This window comes from Streptomyces sp. NPDC050145 (assembly GCF_044460245.1).
Taxonomy (GTDB): domain Bacteria; phylum Actinomycetota; class Actinomycetes; order Streptomycetales; family Streptomycetaceae; genus Streptomyces.
The window spans coordinates 512,971-534,733 of sequence record NZ_JBITJS010000003.1 but is presented as its reverse complement, the minus strand read 5'-3'; the positions used below and the strand labels follow the sequence as shown (position 1 = coordinate 534,733).

Genomic DNA, 21,763 nt, shown 5'->3' with positions numbered 1-21,763 from the left:
ACAACCGGTCGGCTTGTGGGTCGCGACTCTGATCGCAGTGATCACACTCACCGGAACGCTCCTCTCGATCCCCCACCCCGCGCGCGCTGCGGACGGCGTCTGCGGCGCCGACAGCCTGAAGCGTGCCAAAGTGAGTGCCTCCCTGAAACTTGACGACCGGTCCCGGACCCAGACCAAGCTGGTGAGTCGGCTGACCATCGAGGTGCCGGATTCCTGGCCGTACGCCACGGACCTGCTGCTCGGTGAGAACTCCGAGGGACACCGCCGGGCGATGCGCTGCCTGCTGCGGGGCGAAGGCAGGCAAGCGCAGTGGTGGGCCGAGTGGCGCGCAGCCGAACCACGTGTGACTTCGGTGAAGGGCACGGTGCGGGTCCGCGCCGACACGTACGGGTGGGCAGACGCCCAGGGGACTTTCTACATCGGGCCCTGGGACGTCAGCATCGGCAAGAACCACTGGACGGCCGCGCTCGACATGCCACTGCTGGCCGGGGCCCGCTGGACCTCCGTGACCGTGTGGCCCGGATCCTCCAGCATCGTCGAGGCCACGCCTCGGCCGACTGCCGACGACAAGAACGGACTGGTGTGGCGGCCGAAGGCGGGCAGGCCGATGCCGAAGGTGTCCGTGGTGTTCGATCCGCCTTGGGCACGATCCTGGGCGGCGCAGCAGGACAGGCTGCGGTTCGTCATGGCCAACAACCTGATCCTGCCGTGGCTCTTGTCGGCGGCCGCCGTGCTCCTCATCGCGTTCCGCAGGACGCAGAGATCCGGTCCGCTGCCGGTGCAGGAGAAAGCGCGGGTCCGCACCGCTGCGGTGTGGGCGGGCATCTGCATTCTGCTGAGCCTGCTCGGCACCGGTGACAATGTGTTCTACGAGACTATGCGGCGTCACGTCCCGGAGGGGCCGTGGGCTGATCGCCAGGCCCACCACGCCCTCCTGATCAACCTGGCCCTGGGATGGATCCTGCTCGCGTTCGGCGTACCCCGCCGCTTCACGATCTGGGCGGCCGGCGCAGTGCTCACATTGCCGGGCGTGGCCGTGGCGGTGTGGCCAGAGTTCTTCGGGCTGACCGAGCACACTTTCCTTCCCGTGGACGCTCCGGACCACGCGGTGATCGCACTGTTCGTCGCGGTGGGCTGCGTGCTGGCTGTGCTGCTCCTCGGCAGCGTGGCGGCGGTGTGGCGCATGGCCCAGCTTGTCGGTCTGGTCCCCCCGCGTTCGGCGGCCCCGGGTGCCGTGCCAACGGAGCGGGAACTGTCTCTGCGATGGACCGCTCCCCTGCTGGTGGTCGCCGTCGCTGGCCTGGGCCTGTGCCGGGCGGCCGCGTCCGAGCTGTCCTGGCAGCGCACCTCTTGGCTCAGCGCGCAGGTGGACCCGGAGTACGGCAAGGCCCATCTCGACGCACTGCGGAGGGACCTCACATGGTTCTCCGTGCAGAGCCAGGACTGGTGGACCGGATACGTCTGGTGGCTGATCAGCGGTCTTGTGGTGCTCGGGGTCCTGCGGGAGCGAGCGAACAAGGCCGCGCTCGCCGCGCATGAGCCCGATCGGCTGGACGAGTTCTGGATGCTGCCGCTCTTCCCACTCCTTGTCGGGCCGGCACTCGGCGTCTTCGCCGGAAGCTGGGCGCTGTACGGACTGTGGTTCTTCCTGTACCTGGGCGCCCTGGCTGCCGTGCTCCGACTGTGCCGAGGAAGGACTGTGCTCGACCGCCCCCTCCAGAGATCGCGGGTGCCGCTGCGTGCGGGGGAGCCGCTGTCCCGCAGGACGGAACTGCTGGACCGGGCACGCCGGTTCCGGGAGATCCACGCCAAACTGCGACGTCTGGACCAGGGACAGTCGGACGACGAGGCGCTCAACCGGCGCAGCCATGAGCGGGAACTTCGGAGCATGCACCGCTGGCGGGCTTCAGACGGCACCGCAGACCGTCTGCCCTCCGACGTCTCCGTAGTTGATCTGGCTCTCGCTCTCGGCCCGAACGACAACTGGTGGGCCAACGGAGTGCGGGCCGCCCGGACAGCCGCCATCGTGGGTCTCCCGGCCAGCGGACTGCTCCTGTGGGCCGACTACCTGAAGGGCGAGTTCCTGACCCAGACGCTGTATTCACAGTTCGGCTGGGTCGACACGGCCCTGAGCGCAGGCTACTGGGAGATCATGTGGGCCGCTGCGGGCTTCCTGCTCGGTGCGCTGTGGCGGCGGCTTCCCGGACGCCGTGGGCCCGTGCGCGCCCTTCCACTGGTGGCCGCCTTCGCCCTGCCGATGGGAATGGACTCGATCGGCAACGCCGTCACTGGGGAGGGGCAGGCGAATCTCGCGCTCTACGTGGTGAGCATGCTTTTGGTCCTCACAGTGACCGGCATCATGCTGGACCTGAACACGTTCCGTGGCGAGCGGCGCTACTGGCAGAGCCGCCTCGGCCTGCTGCTGTCGATCTACCAGATCCGCTACTTCTCCTTGCAAGTCGCCTATCTGCTGGCCCAGTTGCTCGCACTCCTGACTCTCTGGCAGTTCTTCACCGACGGAGGTGGCCCCCCGGAACGCGACAGCCAGGTCGGTGGAGCCGGAAACTAGGGCGGGTCCGATGGGTCGCGTGACGCCCCCGCTGGGGACTCGTTCCGTGAGGCATGGGGCGGGGAGATCTTTCGGATGCAGAGTGGGCTCGTCTGGAGCCGCACTTGCCGGCGAATCGCGGACGAGGAGGACGCTGGCAGCGCCACCGTCAGGTGATCAACAGGATTCTGTTCCGACAGAGGACCGGCCTCCCCTAGCGGGACCTGCCCCCCTGCTTCGGTAGCTGGAAGACGGTTCACGACCATCATCTGCGGACAGCAGCTCCGGGACGCCGGCCATCTGCTGAAACGTCTGCGGAAGGCGGTCGACCAAGGGCTTCAGCGCCTGAGTAGCGTCCGAGCGCTCGGGCGCCGGCAGGTCCTTCGCGTCGTCCAGCCTCGCGGCCGCGCTCGCACTCGGCGCGGACGGCATCAACCTTCGCCTCGGATGATGCCTAATTGGGGTTCTCGCGGGCCTCGTACCCTTCGAGGCCGGCCCGGAGCAGGGAAGGGACAAGTGCCGCCAGGTACCAGGCGAGGTCGGTGAACTTTGGCGCCTCCGGGATACTCCGGCGGTCGATGGTGGGAAGGAAAGAGACTTCCCTGCGCTGCGCGGAGAACTTGAGCATGCCGCCAGTTCCGCCCTGCGGGTGGTAAATGTTCAGCGCCACGGTGAAGGGCAGATTCGCGGCGGAGTCCAGCTCCGCGAGCACGGCGTTCAGGCAGTCGGGGGTGCTGTCATACCACTCGTACATGTCGTCTGCGTCGTTGATCATGTACGCGATGTGGCCGGGGCGCTCCTCAGCGGACCAGCCTGCCGGGGCCAGCACCTCCAGCAAGCCGCGCACGGTGGTTGGGTGCTGGAAGGTGAAGTCGATGTCTGCTTGTCGGTTACCCACGTGCGTCTCCGGGAACTTGGGCGGTCGCGCCGAATACTCGCCGCCACGCAACGATTTCTTGGGACCGCTGCTCCAGCGGATGCAGTGGCCGACGCACTGCACCGAGCCTGAGCATCGGTCGGTTACGTGGTCGGTTCTGAGCATCAGAGTTGTCCATCAGCGCCAGGTACCACGCTCAGTCACACGGGCCTTGGAGCCAGCACGAGGGGGTGCGCGTTTCTGACGGTGGCTGCACCTGCGCGTGACAGTGACCGGCTCCCACGGGAACGGGCCAAAGTCTCTCGGCGTGCGGGAGGTTCGAGGTCGAGGCGGAGCCTAGAAGGTGGTCACCACCTGACCTGGTGGAATTCCATCGTCCCGAAGGTCGTGAAGTCCATCGCGTAGCTCCACAACGCGTATCTCTGCTGATCGGCTCGGCGATAGGTCTTGCCGAACCCGTTGTCGACGACCTCGTTCCAACCGTCGCCCTGCCCGTAGTGCGCGAACAGCCGCTCGTTCCGGCTCGCTGAGCCCTCCTCGGCCTCCGCCGGGGTCTGGTAGATCACCTCGTGCAGGCGGTCATGCCAGAACGTGAGAAGCATGCGGCCGCCGTCGACCTCGTACCCGTACACGACTGCGTCATCAGCAGCCACGCCTCGGGCTCCGACGGCCACGCATGACCAGCATGAGCGGCAGGAACACCGCTTGCCCGCGCACACGCACCCACCACCACGTCTGCCACTGGCCCGGACCGTCCTCAGCTGCAGCGGCGACGTCTGCTCCGTGCTTCTTGAGGGTGTCCAGCGCGGGTCACGCCTCGTCCACGAGTGCCAGGTCCGTAGCGCCGACTTCGGCCACTGCCTGCTTCCTCAGGGCGTCGGGGACGCCGCCCGGTGGTTAGTCGTCGAGCTCTTCGAACCCACCGAATGGCGGCCCCTGTGCGATGCGTCGCCTTCTTGTCCTACCCCGAACTCACAGGCCGACGGCGACTACGTCCTCACCGGCCCCGAATCACGGACCCAGGTCGGCTTTCCCTGGGCGCCGCACCCGAGCCCGTGTCGGGCGGCTCAGTAGCGGTCGAGGATCAGCTGCGTCTTGAGGATGTCCCCGTGATAGAGCCAGCCGTTGGCCTCTGCGACCGTGATCGCGTCGGAGTGCAGGTCGGCAGCGTCGGTGTACGAGTCCGTCTTGAAGGCCAGCTCGACGACGTACTCCGTGCCCGTCCCGCCCGCGCTGACGACCGGCAACACCTCGATGCTCGCGTCGTCCGACGCACCCCACGCGCCCTTGAACACCTGCGAGGTCACCGGACCGTGGGCACGTGACGCCTGCAGGACGCCCTCACCCCAGCCGCCGGAACCCCAGTTCTGCAGCTTGCCGGGGATGTCGTTGACCAGCCAGGTGCGTCCGGTGTCACTCGACGGCATCGAGGTACCGGAGTACCCCGTCGCGCTGTGGCTCTTCTCGGCGCTGAAGCTCAGCGTCTGCTTCGCGTAGCCCCAGTCGACTTCAGCCTTGTAGTTGGTGTCGGTGCTGTCGAAGCCCTCCGTGTTGGCCGTGTTCAGGGCTGCGCCGATGTCGCCGTCCACGACGGGGAAGCGCTTCTTGTAACTCTCCTCGAAGGAGGAGCCCTCCTTGTGCCGCAGCCGCACGCTCCAGCCCTCGCCATCGAGCGCCTGGGCGTCGATGTCGTGGTAGGAGTACGAACGGGCCTTGGCCGAGCCCGTGATACCGAAGGCCGAACGCACGCCGACGGTCGGGGCGTGGGACGCGTCGAGCGCCGCCGCGGTGAGGTTGATCTTCACCTCGTACGACGGGACGGCGTTGGCGGCCGCATACGCCGGTGCGCCCGGGCCGAGCAACGCGATGAAGGAGGCGGCCAGGGTGACGGCGGAACCGGCGGCCCTGCGGTTTGTCCGGGACATGAAAGTCATGGCGGCGATGCTCGGGGCCGCGGACGAGATGCGCGTGGCGGGCGGGTGTGCCGCGGGTGAATCCGAGGCGTCGATCCGGACGGGGATGGCCGAGGCGCGACGCGGCCTCGCCCGCGATCGGTCCGCGGGCAAGGCCTACTCGTCCCGCGCGATCCCGACCCACCTCCGCCGACGCGGGATCCGGGGTGGAAGGGCAGCAGGCGGCTGGCGCCCCGGAAGGCGGTGTTGGTGTGGGCTTCTGGACTTCGCCTCCCCGGAACGAGTGGCGCGACACTCCCCCAGTGAGGGTGCGCAATTGCGTGCGCTCCGACGTGCGGCCGTCCGCCGGCCCTCCGGAACAGAACGAGAGTGTGCTGCCACGCACCAGCCGGGCCCACGTCCAGTTCTTTGAAAGGCCTCTGGAAACACTCTGTGCCGCCGCACCCCGCGGAACGCTCGGCCCCGCTGCCTTGAACCTATCGAGCCATCGACTGAACCGCCCAGCGCGGTCACGTTCGCGGGCAGCGGGACCCCATGCCCTTCACGTAGGTGATCTGAGCGTCCTCCAGTCTGATGCTCGCGCTACGCCCTGAGCCGTAACCCTTCAGCGGCGGGCCCCACAGGTCGATGCGGTCGCCGTCCGGACCGAAGGTGAGCAGAGCCCGGTTCTCAGGAGGGCGCACCCCGAAGTACGGAGCCCGACCAGTCACGAACGTCACACAGACATGCTCGAGATGAAGCCCGAAGTAGTCAGCCGAGTCCCCGCTCGCGGCCTCGACACCGCGGGCTGCCCGCCCGTCCCTCGACGCCGTGTAGAGCACGATTCCGGACAAGGCAATTCCTAACAGGGCGCCGAGTGTCACCGCAGGAGTCCACGCCATCCAGGCGCGGCGCGGGTCGACGGCTGAGTTCAGGAAGCGATTCCACCCCAAGTAGGCAACGGGCAGCAGAGCCGCGCCGCAGAAGACGATGAGGATCCAGAGGCCGGCCCGCATTACTCCGAACCCATCGCTTGCGTCACTGGAGACATCGAAGGCCCGCAGATACCGGTTCTGCACCTGCTCCCCGAGCCAGCGAACGACGGGAACCGACAGCGGAACCAGGAAGGGCAGGATCCAAGGGACAGCACGATGTGTGGCCGTGCGCCGGAGCGCCAGGACCGTCCCGCCCGCCACATAGACGGTCATCGCGATCACGAGCCATTCACCGGCCGTGCCGCCGAGGCCGAGTGCACCCCATTTCCCCAAGGCAGCGACGACCATGAGCACCAGCCCCAGGAAGAATTTTGCGGCGACGACCACTTGCCAGCGACTCCGTGCCTTCGGCTGCCGCAGCACATGTCGAGTGACGTCTGCGCGCCGGTTGGGAATGGCGTGCTCGGACAGCAGTTTTCGGGCCATCCAGCGGGCGCGTGCCTGCCTGCGTGGACGAGGCTCCTCGAGCGACACGGGCACGCGGACCAGACGTACCGTTCCGGAATCCTGATCGTGTCCGTCCGTCCCGGCCACTGCATGAACCCTCTGCAGCAGGTCATGCCGCACTGTCTGGGGCTTGCCTCGCAGTTGCCATTCTGCGAGCGGCCTGTGGAGACGCTCCACCAGGGTGGCGTCGCGGCAGTGAACAGACACCGCCCTGGCCTGGGCGTAACCGTCGAAGGTGGCCACCGCTTGCTCCACAGCCCCGTCACGTAAGGCACGGATACGCGCTTCGACAATACGCAGCGCCCATCCCGGCGCAGGGACGAGCCTGATCTCGTCCGGCAGCGGCGCACGGGCAGGCCAGCCCAGCATCGCGCACAAGGCCGAAAGCAGATCGACTTCCTCCGGGCGGTCCAGTACCTCCACCACCATATGGACCCTTCGATTGAACGGATCCATTCCTGCATCAACTCGCTGGGCATCAGGTGACGTTGTCATTCGGGAATCTTCGGTGCAGCTGCGCCCCGATAAACACGATCAACGGGGCGCGGCGCGGGAGCCCCTCAACACCGTCCCGTCGACCGCGGCACAGACTGTCCGTCTGCCGGGAACCGCGCGGCTGGACGAGGACCTCAGCCCACAGATCGATCGCGACGCCGGAGTTGCACTGGATGGAACAGTCGTCCTGTCACGACTCGGGGATCGCCGCGGACCACCGCGTGGCGCAGGGCGGTGTCGCCGACCATCAGCCACGTGAAGGCGGCGTCCGCCGAATCGCGAATACGCGGCGCTGTCGTTCGATTTCCTCGGCTTCGGCGCGTCCAGGGTGAGCCGCGTGATGTGGAGGATCCCCGGCGCAAAGGGCTGGACAAAGGTCGTCGCGAAGGAACGTGCTGCCGAAGACCCACACGCCTCCCGGCGGCCCGCGCCGACACGGGCCGGCCGATCTGAGAATCCAGCCCCGATCCCTGTCACATCTCGTCGCGCCCGTCCGTCAGACGGATGAAGACACCGATCAGGCCACTGTGAAAGAGGGACTCCCGATGACGAATCAGACCGCTTCCGCGTCCATCTCCCGCATGCCGAACCCGGGCGAGTTCGTGCCCGAGTTGAAGGACATCAGCGCTGCCCTTTTCCGCGCCACCGGCAATCAGTCGGTACCGCGCACCACGATCAACCTCATCCACCTGCGTGCCGGGCAGATCGTCCACAACACGTACCTGACCGTCCTGAACACCAGCTTCCTGCGCAAGGCCGACGAGTCGGAGGAGCGCATCACCGCCGTCTCCTCCTGGCAGGACGCCCCCTACTTCACCGACGCAGAGCGTGCCGCCCTCGCCCTTGTCGAGGCCACTCTGCAGCCCGCCCCGCACGGCCGCGAGCGTGTCACCGACGAGGTGTACGCCGAGGCCGCCAGGCATTACGACGAGAAGGCCATGGCCACCCTGACCATCGCGATCGGCCAGATCAACTTCTTCATCGCCCTGGCCCTCATCGGCAAGCCCCAGCCCGTGGCCTCCCTCGCCGACGAGCAGTGGGACTGAGGTCGAGCACGCGGCCCGGACCGAGGAAAGGGCCCCGGCGGCCACGAGGTCGTCGGGGACTCGCAGGACCTCAGGCCCGGCAGCCGACCCTGCCCCCCCCCTGCCGCCCTGCCCACCTCCAACTCGGCTACCTGGTCCGGCCGTTCACCGCACCCTCACCCGGTCACCGATCGCCGATCACCGCGAGCCCTCATCACCTGTCGACAATGACGAGCGTGCCCCGGCTGCCAGGCCGTACGGCATGCTCCACGCCCGCCTCGACGACATACATCTCCCCCTCGCGCACGTCGACTTCGGCGCCGGCGGCCGTCAGGCGGAGGGTGCCGTCGACGACGAGCAGGGTTTCCGCAGTCTCGTGGGACTCGGACGGGAGGGCGCTTCCGTCCATGCGCAGCACCTTCACTCCGGCGTCCCCGACCCGCCGGGAACGCCCGCGAACGTGATCAAGGAATGCCTCGACGGTATGCGACGCCGGCCCAGCAGTGGTCGACCGTGGGGTAAAGGATCCCGTCCGCCCTGGGATTCTGCGCAAACAGGGTTCGCGCCGCGCCTCGGGCGGGACCGGAGACGGTCACGCCCCTTACGCCGGGCCGGCGGCGCCGTAGCGGAGACCATCGAGGAGCAGGTCGAGGAGGCGGCCTGCCCGTTCACGTTGGGCGGGAGCGCTGGTGATCAGCGCGACGCCGGACAGGCTGAGGCCGACGTCGAAGGGGTCGATGTCCGAGCGCAGCAGACCGGCGTCGGCGCCGGCATCCAGCAGGGTGCCGAGCGTGGCGCGGAGCTTGTCAAGGGTCTCTGCGAAGGGGTCCGCACCGGAGGCGACCGCGGCGCGCAGGGCGTCCGCCATGCCGTGTTTGGCGGCCAGGTAGTCGATGAACCTGTCCATCCACAGCCGCAGTGCCCGGTCGGGCGGGTTGTCTGCCAGCAGCCCGGCGGCGCTGTCGCAGACCCGGGCCAGCTCGTTTCGGTAGGCCGCCTCGACCAGCGCCTCACGGGTCGGGAAGTGGCGGTAGAGCGTGGCCGAGCCGACGCCCGCGGCCTTGGCGATCGTGTCGAACGGGACATCCGCGCCCTTCTCCGAGAAGGCGTGCACGGCCGCTTCGAGGATCCGCTCCCGGTTGCGGCGGGCATCGGCACGCAACACGCTCGGCTGGCTGGTCAAGCCTGCTCCCTTCGTCCGGGACCAGTCTAGCTGGACAACCGGAGAACTCCCCGTTTACGGTTGCCCACAACCGGGGAACTCCCCGCTTACGGAGGCACCCCTCCGCTCCAGAGCAAGGAAGACCCGCATGCCCTCCCCGAAGACGGTTCTGATCACCGGCACCTCCTCCGGCATCGGCCTGGCCGCAGCCGTCACCGCCGCCCGAGCCGGCTGGACCACCATCGCCACCATGCGCGACGCCGCCAAGGCCCAGCCGCTGCTCGAAGCCGCCGCCGAGCACGGGGTCGCCGACCGCATCCACGTCAAGCACCTGGACGTGGTCGACGCCGAGAGCATCGCCGCCTGCCTGGACGAGGTGATCGCCGAGCACGGCCGCTTGGACGCACTGATCAACAACGCCGGCGCCGCCCAGGTCGGCACCATCGAACAGGGCAGCCTCGACGACGTGCGCGCCGCCATGGAGGTCAACTTCTTCGGCGTGGTGGCCACCACCCGCGCAGCCCTGCCTCACCTGCGTGCCGCTCGAGGCCGGATCATCACGGTCTCCAGCGTGGGCGGCGCGATCGGACAGCCCTTCAACGAGGCGTACTGTGCCGCGAAGTTCGCTGTCGAGGGCTTCATGGAATCCCTCGCCCCGGTCGCCGCCACCGTCGGCGTCGACGTCGTCGTGGTCGAACCCGGCGCGGTGGCGAGCGAGTTCGTCACCAACCTGAGCCTGGACGTCCCCGCCCTGCTCGACGCGGCCGGGCCCTACGCCCCGGCCCTCAACGCGTACATCGCCCGCACCCAGCAGTCCTTCGGCAACGCCCAGTCTCCGGCCGAGGCCGCCGCCCCGATCATCGAGGCACTGGCCGGCGACCGCCCAGCCTTCCGTGTCCAGACCTCCGCATGGGCGCGCGACTTCGTCGGCACCAAGCTCACCGACCTCGACGGCTCGGCCGTCCAGAACCTCACCAGCACCTGGGTCCGTTAGACACCAGTACGACAGGGAGTAGCGGCCCGCCCAACGTCCAGGCCGCCTACGCTGCGGCCAGTGACAGCGCCAAGGAGAGCCCCTTCCTTGCCGAGGGAGGGGAGTCGCGGGAGCCGATTGGCCGGAAGAATCTGCCATGTTCCGCGCCGCATTGACGGCAGCCCGGCTCGCCGACGAATACCCCGAACTGCCTGCCGCATGGCCAGGCCCTCGGCAATGAGCGCGTCAGCCACCTCCTGGTCGTACGGTCGCGCCTCCCGGGCACGCAACTCGGTGACCGCGTACGCGACCGCTGTCCGTGGTGTATGGCCTTCGGGAAGCCGAGCCGCGTGGCGGCCTCCGCCACCTCGAGGGAGGGTTCGGTGGTGATGAGGTCTGCGATGCGCCGGCCGCGCAGGCGGGTCAGGGCGCGGGTGGCAGCGTGAACGACTTCCGGGCCTTGATGTCGCCCTGCTGCTTGACTGCTGCAACCCGAGAAGTTGACGAGCGCCCGCCATCTGGCGGTGTAACGTCCTGCTTAGCTGTCATGGATCCGAAGTACCGGTCGCCCGTGAGTACAAGCTCACGGGCGCTCTGCTGTTCAGAGTCTCGGAGGACCAGGACGATCACCTCCGGTTCCCGCACAAAGCGGGACCTTTTCGAGTCTCCTTGGAGGACAACATGGCCACCGGAACCGTGAAGTGGTTCAACGCAGAAAAGGGCTTCGGCTTCATCGAGCAGGACGGCGGAGGCCCCGACGTCTTCGCCCACTACTCCAACATCAACTCCTCTGGCTTCCGTGAGCTCCAGGAAGGCCAGAAGGTCAACTTCGACATCACCCAGGGCCAGAAGGGCCCGCAGGCGGAGAACATCACCCCCGCCTGAGCCGCAGCCCCTCGATGCCCGCCTCGGCCAGCCCGGGCGGGCATCGAACGGTGGACGCTCCAACCACGACAAGGCGTTGCGGGGGGTCGTGGGCTGCTTCAAGGCGAGCCCCACTGGCTCTCGGAGGTCGAGCGGTAGTCCGCGGCGCCCAGCCCAGCCCGCTCCTGCCAACCCCGCATCCCGCCGTCAAGACCGATGCTTTGGGGCCGGTCGCTGCGTTCCACGCCGCCCGTCATAGACACCCACGACCAACTCCCGCACAGCCGACTCATGCCCGCCCCCCAGGTAGCGGATGGCGTCCCCCTCCAGCGGCAGCCCACTCTCCCTCCCGATCGGGTGCCGCCGGCTGGTCTCGCGGTTCACCAGCCCCACCGCTCGTCCCACACCAGCGCCGACACCGGCGCGGCCGCGGCCTCCACGTCATCAGCGACATGGACCACGTCGACGTCCTGGCGTACGGCGAAGCCCTCGGCAGCGAGCGCGTCGGCCACCACCTGGACGTACGGGCGAACCGCCCGGGCCCGCAGCTCGGTGTCTCCGAGCGCACCCTGCAGCGCCGCTTTGTCGCGGCGACGGGTCTCACGCAAGGCGCCATCCGGCAGATCCACCGCGCCCGTGAGGCGGCGGTACTGATCCAGGAGGGTGCGCCGGCCCAGGACGTCGTGCACCGGCTGGGCTACTTCGACCAGCCGCATCTGGCGCGGTCCTTGACCCGGTACATCGGCCGAACCGCCACTCGGCTGAGCAGTCCGGATGTAACCGAGCCCCTGTCGCTTCTGTACAAGCCCTCGTCCTCGGTGCCCGCGTAGGTTCCTGGCGTAGCCGACGGGGTCGGCTCGTCCCGGTCTCAGCGCCCCGGGCCCTGACCGGACAGGCGGCCTGGAACTCATCACGGAGGAATCATGCGCAAGGTCGTTTCGAGTCCGTTCATCTCGCTCGACGGTGTAGTCCAGTCTCCGAACGAGTGGCAGTTCGTCTTCGACGACGAGATGGGCGCGGCGCTGGGGAAGGCGCTGGAGACCGCGGACACGATTTTGATGGGCCGGGTGACCTTCACCGAGTGGGCCGGGTACTGGCCGACGGTGACCAGCGGCGAGGACACCGGTTTCGCCAAGTGGATCAACGATTCGCCCAAGTACGTAGTCTCCTCCACGCTGGACAGCGTCGAGGACTGGGCCAACAGCACCCTCGTCAACGGCGATCTGACGGCCGCGATCGAGAAGCTCAAGGCCGGCGAGGGCAAGGACATCACCGTCGCGGGCAGCCCAACGCTGGTGCGTTCCCTGCTGGAACTGGATCTGCTGGATGAGCTGGTACTGCTGATCCACCCGGTGGTGGCCGGCGAGGGCCGAAAGAAGCTGTTCGAGGACGACACCGCTCTGAAGAAGCTGGAGCTGGTGAGCGCCGAACCCACCAGCAGCGGCGTGATCATCGCGACCTACCGCCCCGTGCGCTGAGCACCGACCGCCGGCCCGCGGGCCGGCGCGGGGACGGCCTGCCACATCCCGTCCACCAACTGCTCGCAGCCGCCGGGGTGGGAGCAGAGGAACAGGAATCAACGGCTCTTGGGCGCGATGGCGCGTTCGCTCACGGTGCGGCGTCCCAGGTGTCTTCACGGGCAAGGAGGGCGGCGGCCGCTCGGACCGCCACGTCCCACGAGTCAGGGCGGACGCGGACGCGGACGCGCATGGTGATCTTGGCCGGCACAACGATCGGCGGCCGCCTTGGAGGGTTTGCCTCTGTCGGCGCGGCCGCCCGTCACTCCGGCGTGCCTCAGCGGGTACGCGGCAGGGCCAGCGGGGTCCAGTCGCCGGTGAGGGCGGACTGCCGGGGCCAGTACAGGCGGAGGAACACGTTGCAGCTGCCCTCGGGTGCGGGGAGCCAGTTGCTCTCGCGGTCCGGGCCGGGGCTGTCGTGCTGGACGTAGATGTCCAGGGAGCCGTCGGGGTTGGTCCGCATGTCGCTGCGGTCGCCGATCGCGTAGCGGTTCATCGGGTTGTCGGCGAAGAGCTGGCGCTCGTTCATCATCGTCAGGGACCAGAACCCGTCGACGGGCGGCATCTGTCCGGCGTCGAAGTGGAGCACGTACCTGTGCGCGCCATCGAGGGGGCGGCCCTCGGAGTCGGTTGTGGCGTGCGGGTACAGGGCGTCGGCGTCGAGGTTGGCTCCGTACCCGAACCGGGTGATGACCGCGCGCTTGGCGTAGTCGGTTCCGTAGTCCCCCAGGCCCCGGTGCACGGTCCACACACTGGAGCCCGCGGATTCCGCCTCGGTGAACAGCTCGCGCAGGGCCTCGGGGCCGCGCCGCGCACCCGCGTCCAGGGTGGCGGTCTCCTCGGGGGCAGGTCGTCCAGGATCGCTCCGGGCGCGACGCCGAGTTTGGCGAACCGGGCCATGGCTGCGGCGCCGGCGGGGGCGGGAGGGTTATCGACCATCATCCGGTTGAGCAGGGAGAAGTACGCGCGGCCGCTGAGCGCGTGGACCCGGTCCACGGGCGCCGCCGTGGTGTCGGCACCGGCCGGGACGGGGACGTCCGTGGGCGGGGAGTGGTCCGCGGGGTCGCTGGTCCACCGCGAGAGCAGAATCAGCCCTGTCCCGTCCTGGAGCCGGTTGACGGCCGGGAAGCCGGACGGTCCGCTGGTCGCGTACCGGGCGATGATCCAGTTCACGGCGGTGGGCGACTTCAGGAGCATCAGCCCTGCGGGGGTCTCCCCTGACCAGGACGGCCCGGCGATCAGGAACGGGCCGGCGATGGAGCCGTACTCGCACCGGCCGACGACGGCACAGACGTTCGACCAGGCGTCCAGGATCGGGACCATCCAGAAACGGTCACCGAAGTCCGGCAGGGCGAGCGCCAGCGGCTCGTCCGGCAGGTCGAGCCAGGCGCTGGAGTACAGGGTGTCGGCGTTCGGTGAGACGACCTCGGTGAAGGAGGCGTCCGGGGTGGTGCGCAAGTAGCAGAACTGGTTGGCCTGGGCCTTGCGGCGCGCGTCGTCCCGGGACGGGACCGCCGTCATGTCCTCTTTGGTGATGGCCGCCGTGACCAGCGGTTACCCGTAGAGCCATGCCTCCGCGGCCTGCTTCTCCATCGACTCGTCCGTCATGCGGCTACTCCCGGGAGCTGTGGTGACGCGTGGGGTGGGGTGCGCTGCTGCTGTGGAGGCCCCGTTTGGGACGCTAAGAGCGCCGCCCGCCCCTAGCGCGGCGAGTCCGCCGAACGGGTGGCGAGGAGTCCGGGGCCGCTCGCTCCAATGGACGTCCACCTTTCGCGCCCACCGCCGGTTCGTGGCTGGGTGGGTTCGGCCGACACGTCCGCGGCCCCGATGACGAGAGCGCCCGCAGATGACACTCGACATGATCCTCATCGGCCTGGCGATCACACTTCACCCGTTGCCGGCCATGGCCCTGATCCTTCTGCTGTCCGGCCACAGAGGACTACTCAAAGGGCTGGTCTTCGTCCTCGCCTGGCTGGCGTGCCTGGTGCTGGTGATCGCCGGCATGCTGCTCCTCACCGACGGGTCACCGCCCAAGAAACACAGTGCCCCGTCGACCGCCGCCCTCGCCCTCAAGCTCGCCATCGGGGTCGGTCTCGTCCTGTTCGGCGTCTACAGACAGCGCAAGGAGAGCCGTCCGAGGGAGGAGCCGGCCTGGCTCGGAAAGCTGCGCAACACCTCGGCGTGGTCGGCCGCCGGCATGGCCCTTCTGCTCCAGCCCTGGGGCATGGTCGCGGCGGGCGCGGCGACCGTGATGAACGCCGACCTGTCGCAGGCGGTCACCTGGCTGACGCTGATGTTCTCACTGCCTGCTGTCCAGCTCCAGCCTTCTGGCGATGGAGCTGTACGCGACGTTCCGGCCCGCCCGGGCCCAGGCCCGGCTGCGGGCTCTGATGCGTGCGATCACGACACACCAGGACCAGGCCATCGTCGTGCTGTCCCTGACGGTGGGCTTCTGGCTGGTCGGCAGAAGCCTCTACGAGCTCACCTGACGGAGGCCGCCCCCGGCCGCCACGAAGGTGCGTGTGGAGCCCCGCGGTGTTGGAATGAGAGCGGCCATGAGTGCCGGCGGGGGGCCGTTTCGCCGTACCGTCGGAGGCGGAGAGCCGCCAGCGAGGAGTCGGAATGAGTGTCGACGAAATCTCCGAGATGGGACCCGTCGATTACCTGATCCTGGAGTTCCCGGGCAATCGCATGACGGGAGAAGGCCTGCCCCTGCTGCTCGATCTCGTCGACCGGCGCATCATCCGCGTCCTCGACCTGGCCTTCGTACGCAGGGACGAGGACGGTTCGGTCATCGCCGTCGAGGTCAAGGACCTGGACGGCGACGGGGAACTCGACCTGACCGTGTTCGAGGGAGCCTCATCGGGGCTGCTCGGCGAGGACGACCTTCAGGAGGCCGCCGCCGTCCTAGAACCCGGCAGCTCCGCGGGCGTCCTCGTGTACGAGAACCTGTGGGCCGCGCCCCTCGCGGCTGCCCTGCGCCGCAGCGGAGCGCGCTTGGTGGCCAACGGCAGGATCCCGGTCGAGGACCTCCTGGCGAGCCTGGAGGCCGTCGAGGCCCGGTCCGCCTCCTGACGGCAGCACGCCGACCGACGACAAGGAATCCGTCATGCCTGGTCTTCTCCGCGGTGTCGCGCGCACCGCGATCATCTCCGGTACCGCCACCGCCGTGTCCAACCGGGTGTCGCGCCGACAGGCCGGCCGCTGGGCGCAGCAGGACTACGAGCGCGCCGCCACGGCGGCTCCCCCGCAGGTCTATAGCGCGCCGCCGGCCGCACCCGAGCCGCAGGCCGGGGAGTCGGTGGACGCCACGATCGCCCAATTGAAGGAGCTCGCGCAGCTCAAGGAACAAGGAGTGCTGTCCGAGGCCGAGTTCGAGGCTCAGAAGAGCCGCATTCTCGGCGGCTGAACCGGGCTTTGCGCCGTCCGTCCACGGACCTCGGTCGCCCTCAGTCACTCACTCCGGAAGGAGCTCGGTGACGACGAAGGACGTCACGGCCGCGAGGGTCACTACCGGGATCGTGTCCGCGTTCCCGTCGCTCATTCTCCGTCTTCTTCGTCTCCGTCTGGTGGTCTTGAAGTGGCTCCGGGAATTGGCGCCGATAGGGGCCACTCGATGAACTTCCTCGGCCTCAGGCCGAAGCTGTGTCCGGCCCGGAGAGCGATGGTCGTCATCGTTGCCTGGCATCAAGGGCAGCGAGGCCGTCACGGACGGCAGCAGCCGTCTTGTCGAGCTGGTCTCGCTCATGGACGCGCCAGTCAGCATCAAGGCGAAATGGGTCACCTGTGAAGCGGGGGAAGACATGCAGGTGAACGTGGAAAACCTCCTGGAAGGCTGCTTCGCCGTCCGCAAGGAACAAGTTGACGCCCTCACATCGCAAGCCTGATCGGCGCAAGGCGCGTCCGAGCTGACGCGCCACTTTCCAGACCTGGACGCCGACGTCCTCCTGGAGATCCTCCAGTCCCACCGCGTGTGCCTTGGGGATGACCAGCAAGTGGCCTGGGGTGACGGGCTGGAGATCCATAAAAGCGATCACCGATTCGTCTTCGTGGACGATGCTGGCCTCGGCCCGGCCTCTCGCTATTGCACAAAAGATGCATCCGTCGTCCATCACAGCCTGTCCCCTCAAGACCCGAGTACCTCGGCCTCTCACAACATCAGAAGCGGCGCCCAGGCGCGAGCGGCTTTCACCCCGCATCTGGCAACTCGCCCCGGGTATCCGCGTACAAGCTCACGCACATAGGCGGGTACGGGCTCCCGTACACACTCGATCGGGTTGATCTTGGGCGTGTCGTACGAGGGTTGTGAGTACGGAGGATGCGGGCGGGACAGCCATCGCGCGAGGTGAGAGGAGGCGAAGGGTGTCCCGTCTCGATGATCCTGCACTCGGAGCGTTGGATGGATCTGCGTCGTTTCCGAGCTCTGCATGAGGCAGGGCTGAGTATCTCCGCCATCGCCCGGGAGACCGGGCTGAACTGGCGGACCGTGAAGAAGTACATCGAGGCTCCGCCGCCGGTCGTTCCGCCGGCGGGTCCGTCACGCAAGGGCTGTCACGGGCAGGTGCTTGAGCCGTTCAAGCCTGTGATCGGTGCTTGGCTGCGGGCCGACATCACGTTGAAGGGGACGGTGATCCACGAACGGCTCGTCGATCAGTACCACTTTGGCCGAGGTCAGGGCAGGTGGCGACACCGTCTCCCTGCATCTGCTGGCGCCGGACTCGAGCGGGTCCACACTGTTGGCTGTCCACCCGCGAGCGCATGCCCGCGGGAGTTGGGTCGTGGACGAGTCGCACTGGGACGGCCTACCGGACGGCACAGGCCGCCGCACCACCACCCCGGTTCCTGACTTCGCCGTCCGGCCCCAGCAGGGCGGCTCCTGCGACAGCCCGCTCCAGAACCTCCTCAACCGGTCCGCTGCCGCTCAGATCCTGGTCAGCAAACGGCCGTTGTCGCTCCATGACGGAGAATCTGATGCAGCGGGCGAATGCCAGATCCGGGACCTGGCCACCTTGTCGTTCGTCGAGACGAAGACCAACGTCGCCCTGCTGGGGCCGCCCGTTATCAGCGGGGCGTGAGCCTCTCGATTCTCTGTCTGCGACGAGCGTCACCATGAGCGTTCTGTGTCGTTGATGCATTGCTATCAACGGGAGTTCTTCAACGAGACGGAACGGCATCAGTAGCGCACAGCTTGGCGGTCCGCCCCGGGAACGGGCGGCGGACGTGGACCGTGATCGACGAGAGGTACCGGACGGTCGCGCCGGTCGAGGACTGGCTGGAGGCTCACCGGCAGTTGTGGTCGCCGAACACGGTCCGTGGCTATGCAACCTCGCTGGCCCAGTGGTGGACGTTCCTCGAACAGCGCGACGAGGCCGGAAGGTGGGGCGATCTCGGGGTCCCGGCGGTCGCGGGGTTCCTGTCCTGGCTGCGTAATGGCCGCACCGTCGAGCACACCCTGATCGAGCCCGAACAGGCCCCCGAGGCCGGGACGCTGGAGGCGAGGCTGGCCGCACTGATCTCCTTCTATCGCTGGCAGGAGGCGGTCTACTCGGTTCCGGTCGCGGGCCGGCTCATGCGCGGGACGCCGCGCCGGGCCCCGGGCCGGGGCCTGCTCGCGCACCTGGATGCCCGCACCGCTCCCGCGTCGTCCTCGCTGGTCAGGGTCCGGCGCCAGCGGCATCATGGCCGCCCGCCGCTGCTGCTGCCGACCGAGATCCAGGCGATCATGGACGGCTGCGCGATGCCGGACGCCACGGTCGGCGACTGGCGGGGGAACCTGCGCGACCGGCTGCTGTTCGCCCTGCTCGCGGAGACCGGTATGCGCCTGGGAGAGGCCCTCGGCCTGCGGATCTGCGACTTCGTCATGGGTCGCGGCTCCACTCCCTATGTCGAGATCGTGCCGCGCGAGGACAACACGAACGGGGCCAGAGTGAAGATGATGCGCCCCCGACGGGTCTATGTCGGCAGTGACCTGGAGCGACTGTTCGCCGACTACCTCACCCACCTCGCCTGCCGGGCCGCCGAGCTCGGCATCGAGATCGATACCGGCTCGCCACTACTGGTGAACCTGGAGCGACCACCGCTGCTGGCCGCCCTGCGCGAGGGCACGGTGCGGGACAAGGTGTCCGCCCTGCGCAAGAAGGGCATCGGACCCGCGTCCTGGACGCCGCACTGGTTCCGCCACAGCCACGCGACCGCGCTGCTGCTGGCCGGGACGCCGGAGTGGGTGGTCTCCCGGCGACTCGGCCACGCACACGTCCAGACCACGCTCGACCTCTATGGCTGGGTCCGCGAGGACGAGGCCCTGCGGGCCGCGGCGAACTGGAAGTCGTACATCTCCGCCTGGCAGGTCGATGATGGCCGGTGAACAGCGTCATCTCCATGCGGCCGGCGACGAGGATCCGTTCTGGCGGCTCTGGGCCGAGCTGCCCGACCCCTGGAAAGGGCCGGTGATCAGGGACGGCATCGACGACTGGGAGAAGATCACCGAGAACGGTGACCGGAGCATCGACCTGACCGGTCTGCCCGACCTGATCGCCGCCGAACTGGCCTGGATGGCGCACTGGCAGGCGATGGACGGCACCCGCTCCTCAGTGCTTGGCACCAACCAGTTCGCGAACATCCTGCGCCGCGCGATCCGCGACCAGCACCCTTTCCCGGCCTCGATCCGGGCCATGGACTGGGAGACCGCGGCCGCCCTACAGCGGTGGTTCTATGCCACCCGTTGGGGCCGGCTCATTCCTCGCGGCAGCGTCGCCCGGCTGCGGGTGATCTTCCGTTTCAGTCGCCTCGCCCTCCTCGCCCGCTGTTCGGACGGGCCCTGGTGGTCCCTGGACGAGTGGCACCCGCGATGCGATCCGCGGATTCCGCTGGCGGAACACGAGCCCCAGGCCCACTACGGCTGTTCCCCTTCGAGGATCGCTCAGCCGTGGCTGCGGGAGGCCGTGAAGTGGTGCCTGGGCACGCAGTTGGAGGCCGGCACGCTGCGATGGTCGACGGTGAGCCAGGAGAGGATGCGGTGCTTCGCCCGCTTCGACCGGTGGCTGCAGACCTTCACCGACCCCCTCGACGTCCTGGGCGACCCGGCCCACGCGGTCCAGCTGGCCGCCGCCTTCCGCCGCTGGGACACCGATCCCGCCAACCGGCTCCTGCGACAGAACGAGCAACGGTTCGCCGGGCAGCCCGTCCATCCCCGCCTGGTCAACGACGACCTTCGGGCGGTCGCCGAACTCTTCGCGTTCGTCGCGGCCAACCCCATCGAGGCCCGCCAGGTCCTCGGGCCGAACCCATGGTCGCGGGTCACCGACGCGCACGCGGCTGGCTGGTTCCGGCAGGTCTCCCGCATCTCTGGCCGGCGCGAGCTCAACGACGAGAACTACGTCGACGACCATGCACTCGCGCAGATCCCCGCCGCGCTGCCCCTGCTCGGGCTCGCCCGACACGAAAAGATGGCCCTCACCCGCAGCGACGGACAGCAGGGCACCGCCCGCGGCTTCGACGACCCGCAGGCCATGCGCATGATCCTGCTGCAGATCCTCACCGGACGACGGGCCAGCGAGATCCGCACCAGCCGCTTCGACTGCCTCTCCCCGGTCCCCGACCGGGCCGTCGACGCCGCCGAGGGCGAGGAGATCGCCCGCTTCCACTACGCACAAAGCAAGATCGATATCGCGCCGGACAACATCCTCGTCGACGCCGAGGTCGTCGCGGTCATCGAGGAACAACGACGGTGGGTCCGCGAGCACTTCCCCGGCATCACCCCGCGCCACCTGTTCCTGCAGCGGACCGGGAACCGGCAGGGCGACAAGCCCTACCCCTCGGGCACCTACAGCTGGATGCTCCGTGAGTTCAGCAAGATCGTGAAAATCACCGACAGCAAGGGCAAGTCCGTCGGGCTCAGCCACACCCACCGCTTCCGCCACACCAAACTGACCCGGCTCGCCGAACTCGGCCTACCTGTCCACGTGCTGATGCGCTATGCCGGACACGCGACCCCGACGATGACGATGCACTACGTCGCCGCCCGCCAGGAACACGCCGAGCAGGCGTTCCTGGCCACCGCGAAACTCCGTGCGGACGGCACCCACGTCACCTTCTCCCACGACGACCACGACAGCCTCCACCTGTTCAACCGCGCCGACCGATTCCTGCCCCACGCCTGGTGCCTGCTGCCGCCCCTGCAGACCTGCGACAAGGGAAACGCCTGCCTGACCTGCTCGGTCTTCGTTACCGATGCCTCCCACCAAAGTGCTCTGGAACGGCAACTGGACGAGACCGAGGCCCTGATCAACCGCAGCACCACCGCATTCCAGGATCGGCACGGCCGCCCGATGCCCGAGGACAACGTCTGGCTGCTGCAACGACGGGCCGAGCACGCGGCTCTCACCAAGCTCCTGGACACTCTCCGCTCCAAGCCCGGATGCGCCGTCCAGGGCGCCGGCTGCGGCGCCGCCCCCACCGAGCCCGTCCCGCTCACCCTCGACCTAGACCGTCACCGAAGGACCCGGCCATGACCGACGACGCCCGCGCCAAACGCACGCAGACCCTCGCCACCGCCGCGAAGGCGAAGTCCCAGGCCAAGACCACCGCGGCGGAGAAGGCGATCCGCACCCTGGTCAAACGCGGTGAGCCGATCACCTTCCAGGCCGTCCAGCGCGAGGCTGGCGTCTCCCATGCGTTCCTCTATAACCACCCAGACCTGCGCGGACGCATCGAACGGCTCCGGGCCCAAGCCCGGCCGATCCCCGCCCCCACACCTCCGGCCGACGAACAGAGCACCCTCGTCCTTGCCCTGACCGGCCAGATCACCCGCCTGAAAAAGCAACACCGCGAAGAAGTACAGGCCCTGCGGGACGCGCTCGAACAAGCCCACGGCGAGAACCTCGACCTCCGGCGCGAACTCGCCCGCCGTGGTCCAGCATGATCAATTCGCCTCCACTCCACGGAAGGAGAGTTGATTGTCAGGGGCATG

The 21,763-nt window shown here is 68.5% G+C and carries 20 protein-coding genes and 4 pseudogenes; 15 read left to right on the top strand and 9 right to left on the bottom strand.

What is annotated here, in order from left to right; all coding sequences use genetic code 11:
• The first annotated feature begins 37 nt into the window (after positions 1 to 37).
• A complete protein-coding gene (locus tag ACIBTU_RS09170) occupies positions 38 to 2,569 on the top strand; it encodes a DUF6185 family protein (RefSeq protein ID WP_399125328.1) in 2,532 nt (843 codons plus the stop codon).
• Between the two features lie 53 nt (positions 2,570 to 2,622).
• A pseudogene (locus ACIBTU_RS09165) lies at positions 2,623 to 2,871 on the top strand (transposase); the annotation flags it as partial.
• A 131-nt stretch (positions 2,872 to 3,002) separates the two neighbouring features.
• Here ACIBTU_RS09165 and ACIBTU_RS09160 read toward each other — a convergent pair.
• From ACIBTU_RS09160 to ACIBTU_RS09145, 4 genes are all read right to left on the bottom strand, one after another.
• Positions 3,003 to 3,590 (bottom strand): hypothetical protein, encoded by a 588-nt coding sequence (locus tag ACIBTU_RS09160; protein WP_399125327.1) that lies wholly within the window; start codon positions 3,588 to 3,590, stop codon positions 3,003 to 3,005.
• Positions 3,591 to 3,772: 182 nt separating this feature from the next.
• A complete protein-coding gene (locus tag ACIBTU_RS09155; protein ID WP_399125325.1) occupies positions 3,773 to 4,078 on the bottom strand; it encodes a hypothetical protein in 306 nt (101 codons plus the stop codon).
• Between the two features lie 414 nt (positions 4,079 to 4,492).
• On the bottom strand, positions 4,493 to 5,359 hold the full coding sequence (locus ACIBTU_RS09150; protein WP_399125324.1) for a hypothetical protein: 867 nt from the start codon (positions 5,357 to 5,359) through the stop codon (positions 4,493 to 4,495).
• 488 nt (positions 5,360 to 5,847) lie between these two features.
• A complete protein-coding gene (locus ACIBTU_RS09145; RefSeq protein WP_399125323.1) occupies positions 5,848 to 7,182 on the bottom strand; it encodes a hypothetical protein in 1,335 nt (444 codons plus the stop codon).
• A gap of 617 nt (positions 7,183 to 7,799) precedes the next feature.
• Between ACIBTU_RS09145 and ACIBTU_RS09140 the strand changes: the two genes are divergently transcribed.
• The gene (locus tag ACIBTU_RS09140) at positions 7,800 to 8,300 is read left to right on the top strand and encodes a carboxymuconolactone decarboxylase family protein (RefSeq protein WP_399125322.1); all 501 of its coding nucleotides are present in this window, start codon (positions 7,800 to 7,802) and stop codon (positions 8,298 to 8,300) included.
• Between the two features lie 193 nt (positions 8,301 to 8,493).
• Here the strand turns inward: ACIBTU_RS09140 and ACIBTU_RS09135 are convergent, their stop codons facing one another.
• Positions 8,494 to 8,688 carry a cupin domain-containing protein gene (locus ACIBTU_RS09135; RefSeq protein ID WP_399125320.1) on the bottom strand — a complete coding sequence of 65 codons (195 nt, stop codon included), beginning with the start codon at positions 8,686 to 8,688 and terminating at the stop codon, positions 8,494 to 8,496.
• A 192-nt stretch (positions 8,689 to 8,880) separates the two neighbouring features.
• A complete protein-coding gene (locus ACIBTU_RS09130) occupies positions 8,881 to 9,462 on the bottom strand; it encodes a TetR/AcrR family transcriptional regulator (RefSeq protein ID WP_399125319.1) in 582 nt (193 codons plus the stop codon).
• A gap of 127 nt (positions 9,463 to 9,589) precedes the next feature.
• Between ACIBTU_RS09130 and ACIBTU_RS09125 the strand changes: the two genes are divergently transcribed.
• The 4 genes and pseudogenes from ACIBTU_RS09125 to ACIBTU_RS09110 all read left to right on the top strand — a co-directional run bounded on the left by ACIBTU_RS09125 (position 9,590) and on the right by ACIBTU_RS09110 (position 12,756).
• On the top strand, positions 9,590 to 10,435 hold the full coding sequence (locus tag ACIBTU_RS09125; RefSeq protein ID WP_399125318.1) for an SDR family NAD(P)-dependent oxidoreductase: 846 nt from the start codon (positions 9,590 to 9,592) through the stop codon (positions 10,433 to 10,435).
• 660 nt (positions 10,436 to 11,095) lie between these two features.
• A complete protein-coding gene (locus ACIBTU_RS09120; protein ID WP_399125317.1) occupies positions 11,096 to 11,299 on the top strand; it encodes a cold-shock protein in 204 nt (67 codons plus the stop codon).
• Between the two features lie 533 nt (positions 11,300 to 11,832).
• Positions 11,833 to 12,108, top strand: a pseudogene (locus tag ACIBTU_RS09115) (helix-turn-helix domain-containing protein); the annotation flags it as partial.
• A 93-nt stretch (positions 12,109 to 12,201) separates the two neighbouring features.
• Positions 12,202 to 12,756 (top strand): dihydrofolate reductase family protein, encoded by a 555-nt coding sequence (locus tag ACIBTU_RS09110; RefSeq protein WP_399125316.1) that lies wholly within the window; start codon positions 12,202 to 12,204, stop codon positions 12,754 to 12,756.
• A gap of 316 nt (positions 12,757 to 13,072) precedes the next feature.
• Here ACIBTU_RS09110 and ACIBTU_RS09105 read toward each other — a convergent pair whose 3' ends face one another.
• Positions 13,073 to 13,537, bottom strand: coding sequence for a DUF1214 domain-containing protein (locus ACIBTU_RS09105; protein ID WP_399125315.1), 465 nt, complete (start codon positions 13,535 to 13,537; stop codon positions 13,073 to 13,075).
• A gap of 413 nt (positions 13,538 to 13,950) precedes the next feature.
• Positions 13,951 to 14,316: pseudogene (locus ACIBTU_RS09100) on the bottom strand (DUF1254 domain-containing protein); the annotation flags it as partial.
• 325 nt (positions 14,317 to 14,641) lie between these two features.
• Here ACIBTU_RS09100 and ACIBTU_RS09095 point away from each other — a divergent pair.
• The 4 genes and pseudogenes from ACIBTU_RS09095 to ACIBTU_RS09080 form a co-directional block, all read left to right on the top strand.
• Positions 14,642 to 15,034 (top strand): annotated as a pseudogene (locus ACIBTU_RS09095) (GAP family protein); the annotation flags it as partial.
• Between the two features lie 94 nt (positions 15,035 to 15,128).
• A complete protein-coding gene (locus ACIBTU_RS09090) occupies positions 15,129 to 15,284 on the top strand; it encodes a hypothetical protein (protein WP_399125388.1) in 156 nt (51 codons plus the stop codon).
• A gap of 133 nt (positions 15,285 to 15,417) precedes the next feature.
• Positions 15,418 to 15,870, top strand: coding sequence for a DUF6325 family protein (locus tag ACIBTU_RS09085; RefSeq protein ID WP_399125314.1), 453 nt, complete (start codon positions 15,418 to 15,420; stop codon positions 15,868 to 15,870).
• Positions 15,871 to 15,904: 34 nt separating this feature from the next.
• Positions 15,905 to 16,204 (top strand): SHOCT domain-containing protein, encoded by a 300-nt coding sequence (locus tag ACIBTU_RS09080; protein WP_399125312.1) that lies wholly within the window; start codon positions 15,905 to 15,907, stop codon positions 16,202 to 16,204.
• A gap of 262 nt (positions 16,205 to 16,466) precedes the next feature.
• On the opposite strand, the gene ACIBTU_RS09075 is transcribed toward ACIBTU_RS09080, so the two are convergent.
• Positions 16,467 to 16,907, bottom strand: a complete 441-nt coding sequence (locus ACIBTU_RS09075; protein WP_399125385.1) for an HIT family protein — start codon at positions 16,905 to 16,907, stop codon at positions 16,467 to 16,469.
• A gap of 666 nt (positions 16,908 to 17,573) precedes the next feature.
• On the opposite strand from ACIBTU_RS09075, the gene ACIBTU_RS09070 reads away from it, so the two are divergent.
• The 4 genes from ACIBTU_RS09070 to ACIBTU_RS09055 all read left to right on the top strand — a co-directional run bounded on the left by ACIBTU_RS09070 (position 17,574) and on the right by ACIBTU_RS09055 (position 21,715).
• Positions 17,574 to 17,870, top strand: a complete 297-nt coding sequence (locus ACIBTU_RS09070; protein ID WP_399125311.1) for a hypothetical protein — start codon at positions 17,574 to 17,576, stop codon at positions 17,868 to 17,870.
• Positions 17,871 to 18,022: 152 nt separating this feature from the next.
• Positions 18,023 to 19,159: a tyrosine-type recombinase/integrase gene (locus ACIBTU_RS09065; RefSeq protein WP_399125310.1), complete on the top strand. Its 1,137-nt coding sequence runs from the start codon at positions 18,023 to 18,025 to the stop codon at positions 19,157 to 19,159.
• The gene (locus ACIBTU_RS09060) at positions 19,149 to 21,305 is read left to right on the top strand and encodes a tyrosine-type recombinase/integrase (protein WP_399125309.1); all 2,157 of its coding nucleotides are present in this window, start codon (positions 19,149 to 19,151) and stop codon (positions 21,303 to 21,305) included. The genes ACIBTU_RS09065 and ACIBTU_RS09060 overlap by 11 nt, the downstream gene beginning before the upstream one ends.
• Positions 21,302 to 21,715, top strand: coding sequence for a DUF6262 family protein (locus tag ACIBTU_RS09055; protein ID WP_399125308.1), 414 nt, complete (start codon positions 21,302 to 21,304; stop codon positions 21,713 to 21,715). The genes ACIBTU_RS09060 and ACIBTU_RS09055 overlap by 4 nt, the downstream gene beginning before the upstream one ends.
• The last annotated feature ends 48 nt before the right edge of the window (positions 21,716 to 21,763 follow it).

Bases quoted from the DNA above. Each gene is read 5' to 3' on its own strand.
- ACIBTU_RS09075 (WP_399125385.1), bottom strand. From the start codon at position 16,907: ATGGACGACGGATGCATCTTTTGTGCAATAGCGAGAGGCCGGGCCGAG.
- ACIBTU_RS09160 (WP_399125327.1), bottom strand. From the start codon at position 3,590: ATGCTCAGAACCGACCACGTAACCGACCGATGCTCAGGCTCGGTGCAG.
- ACIBTU_RS09090 (WP_399125388.1), top strand. From the start codon at position 15,129: ATGGAGCTGTACGCGACGTTCCGGCCCGCCCGGGCCCAGGCCCGGCTG.
- ACIBTU_RS09135 (WP_399125320.1), bottom strand. From the start codon at position 8,688: ATGGACGGAAGCGCCCTCCCGTCCGAGTCCCACGAGACTGCGGAAACC.
- ACIBTU_RS09140 (WP_399125322.1), top strand. From the start codon at position 7,800: ATGACGAATCAGACCGCTTCCGCGTCCATCTCCCGCATGCCGAACCCG.
- ACIBTU_RS09125 (WP_399125318.1), top strand. From the start codon at position 9,590: ATGCCCTCCCCGAAGACGGTTCTGATCACCGGCACCTCCTCCGGCATC.
- ACIBTU_RS09120 (WP_399125317.1), top strand. From the start codon at position 11,096: ATGGCCACCGGAACCGTGAAGTGGTTCAACGCAGAAAAGGGCTTCGGC.
- ACIBTU_RS09085 (WP_399125314.1), top strand. From the start codon at position 15,418: ATGAGTGTCGACGAAATCTCCGAGATGGGACCCGTCGATTACCTGATC.
- ACIBTU_RS09150 (WP_399125324.1), bottom strand. From the start codon at position 5,359: ATGACTTTCATGTCCCGGACAAACCGCAGGGCCGCCGGTTCCGCCGTC.
- ACIBTU_RS09060 (WP_399125309.1), top strand. From the start codon at position 19,149: ATGGCCGGTGAACAGCGTCATCTCCATGCGGCCGGCGACGAGGATCCG.
- ACIBTU_RS09055 (WP_399125308.1), top strand. From the start codon at position 21,302: ATGACCGACGACGCCCGCGCCAAACGCACGCAGACCCTCGCCACCGCC.
- ACIBTU_RS09110 (WP_399125316.1), top strand. From the start codon at position 12,202: ATGCGCAAGGTCGTTTCGAGTCCGTTCATCTCGCTCGACGGTGTAGTC.
- ACIBTU_RS09080 (WP_399125312.1), top strand. From the start codon at position 15,905: ATGCCTGGTCTTCTCCGCGGTGTCGCGCGCACCGCGATCATCTCCGGT.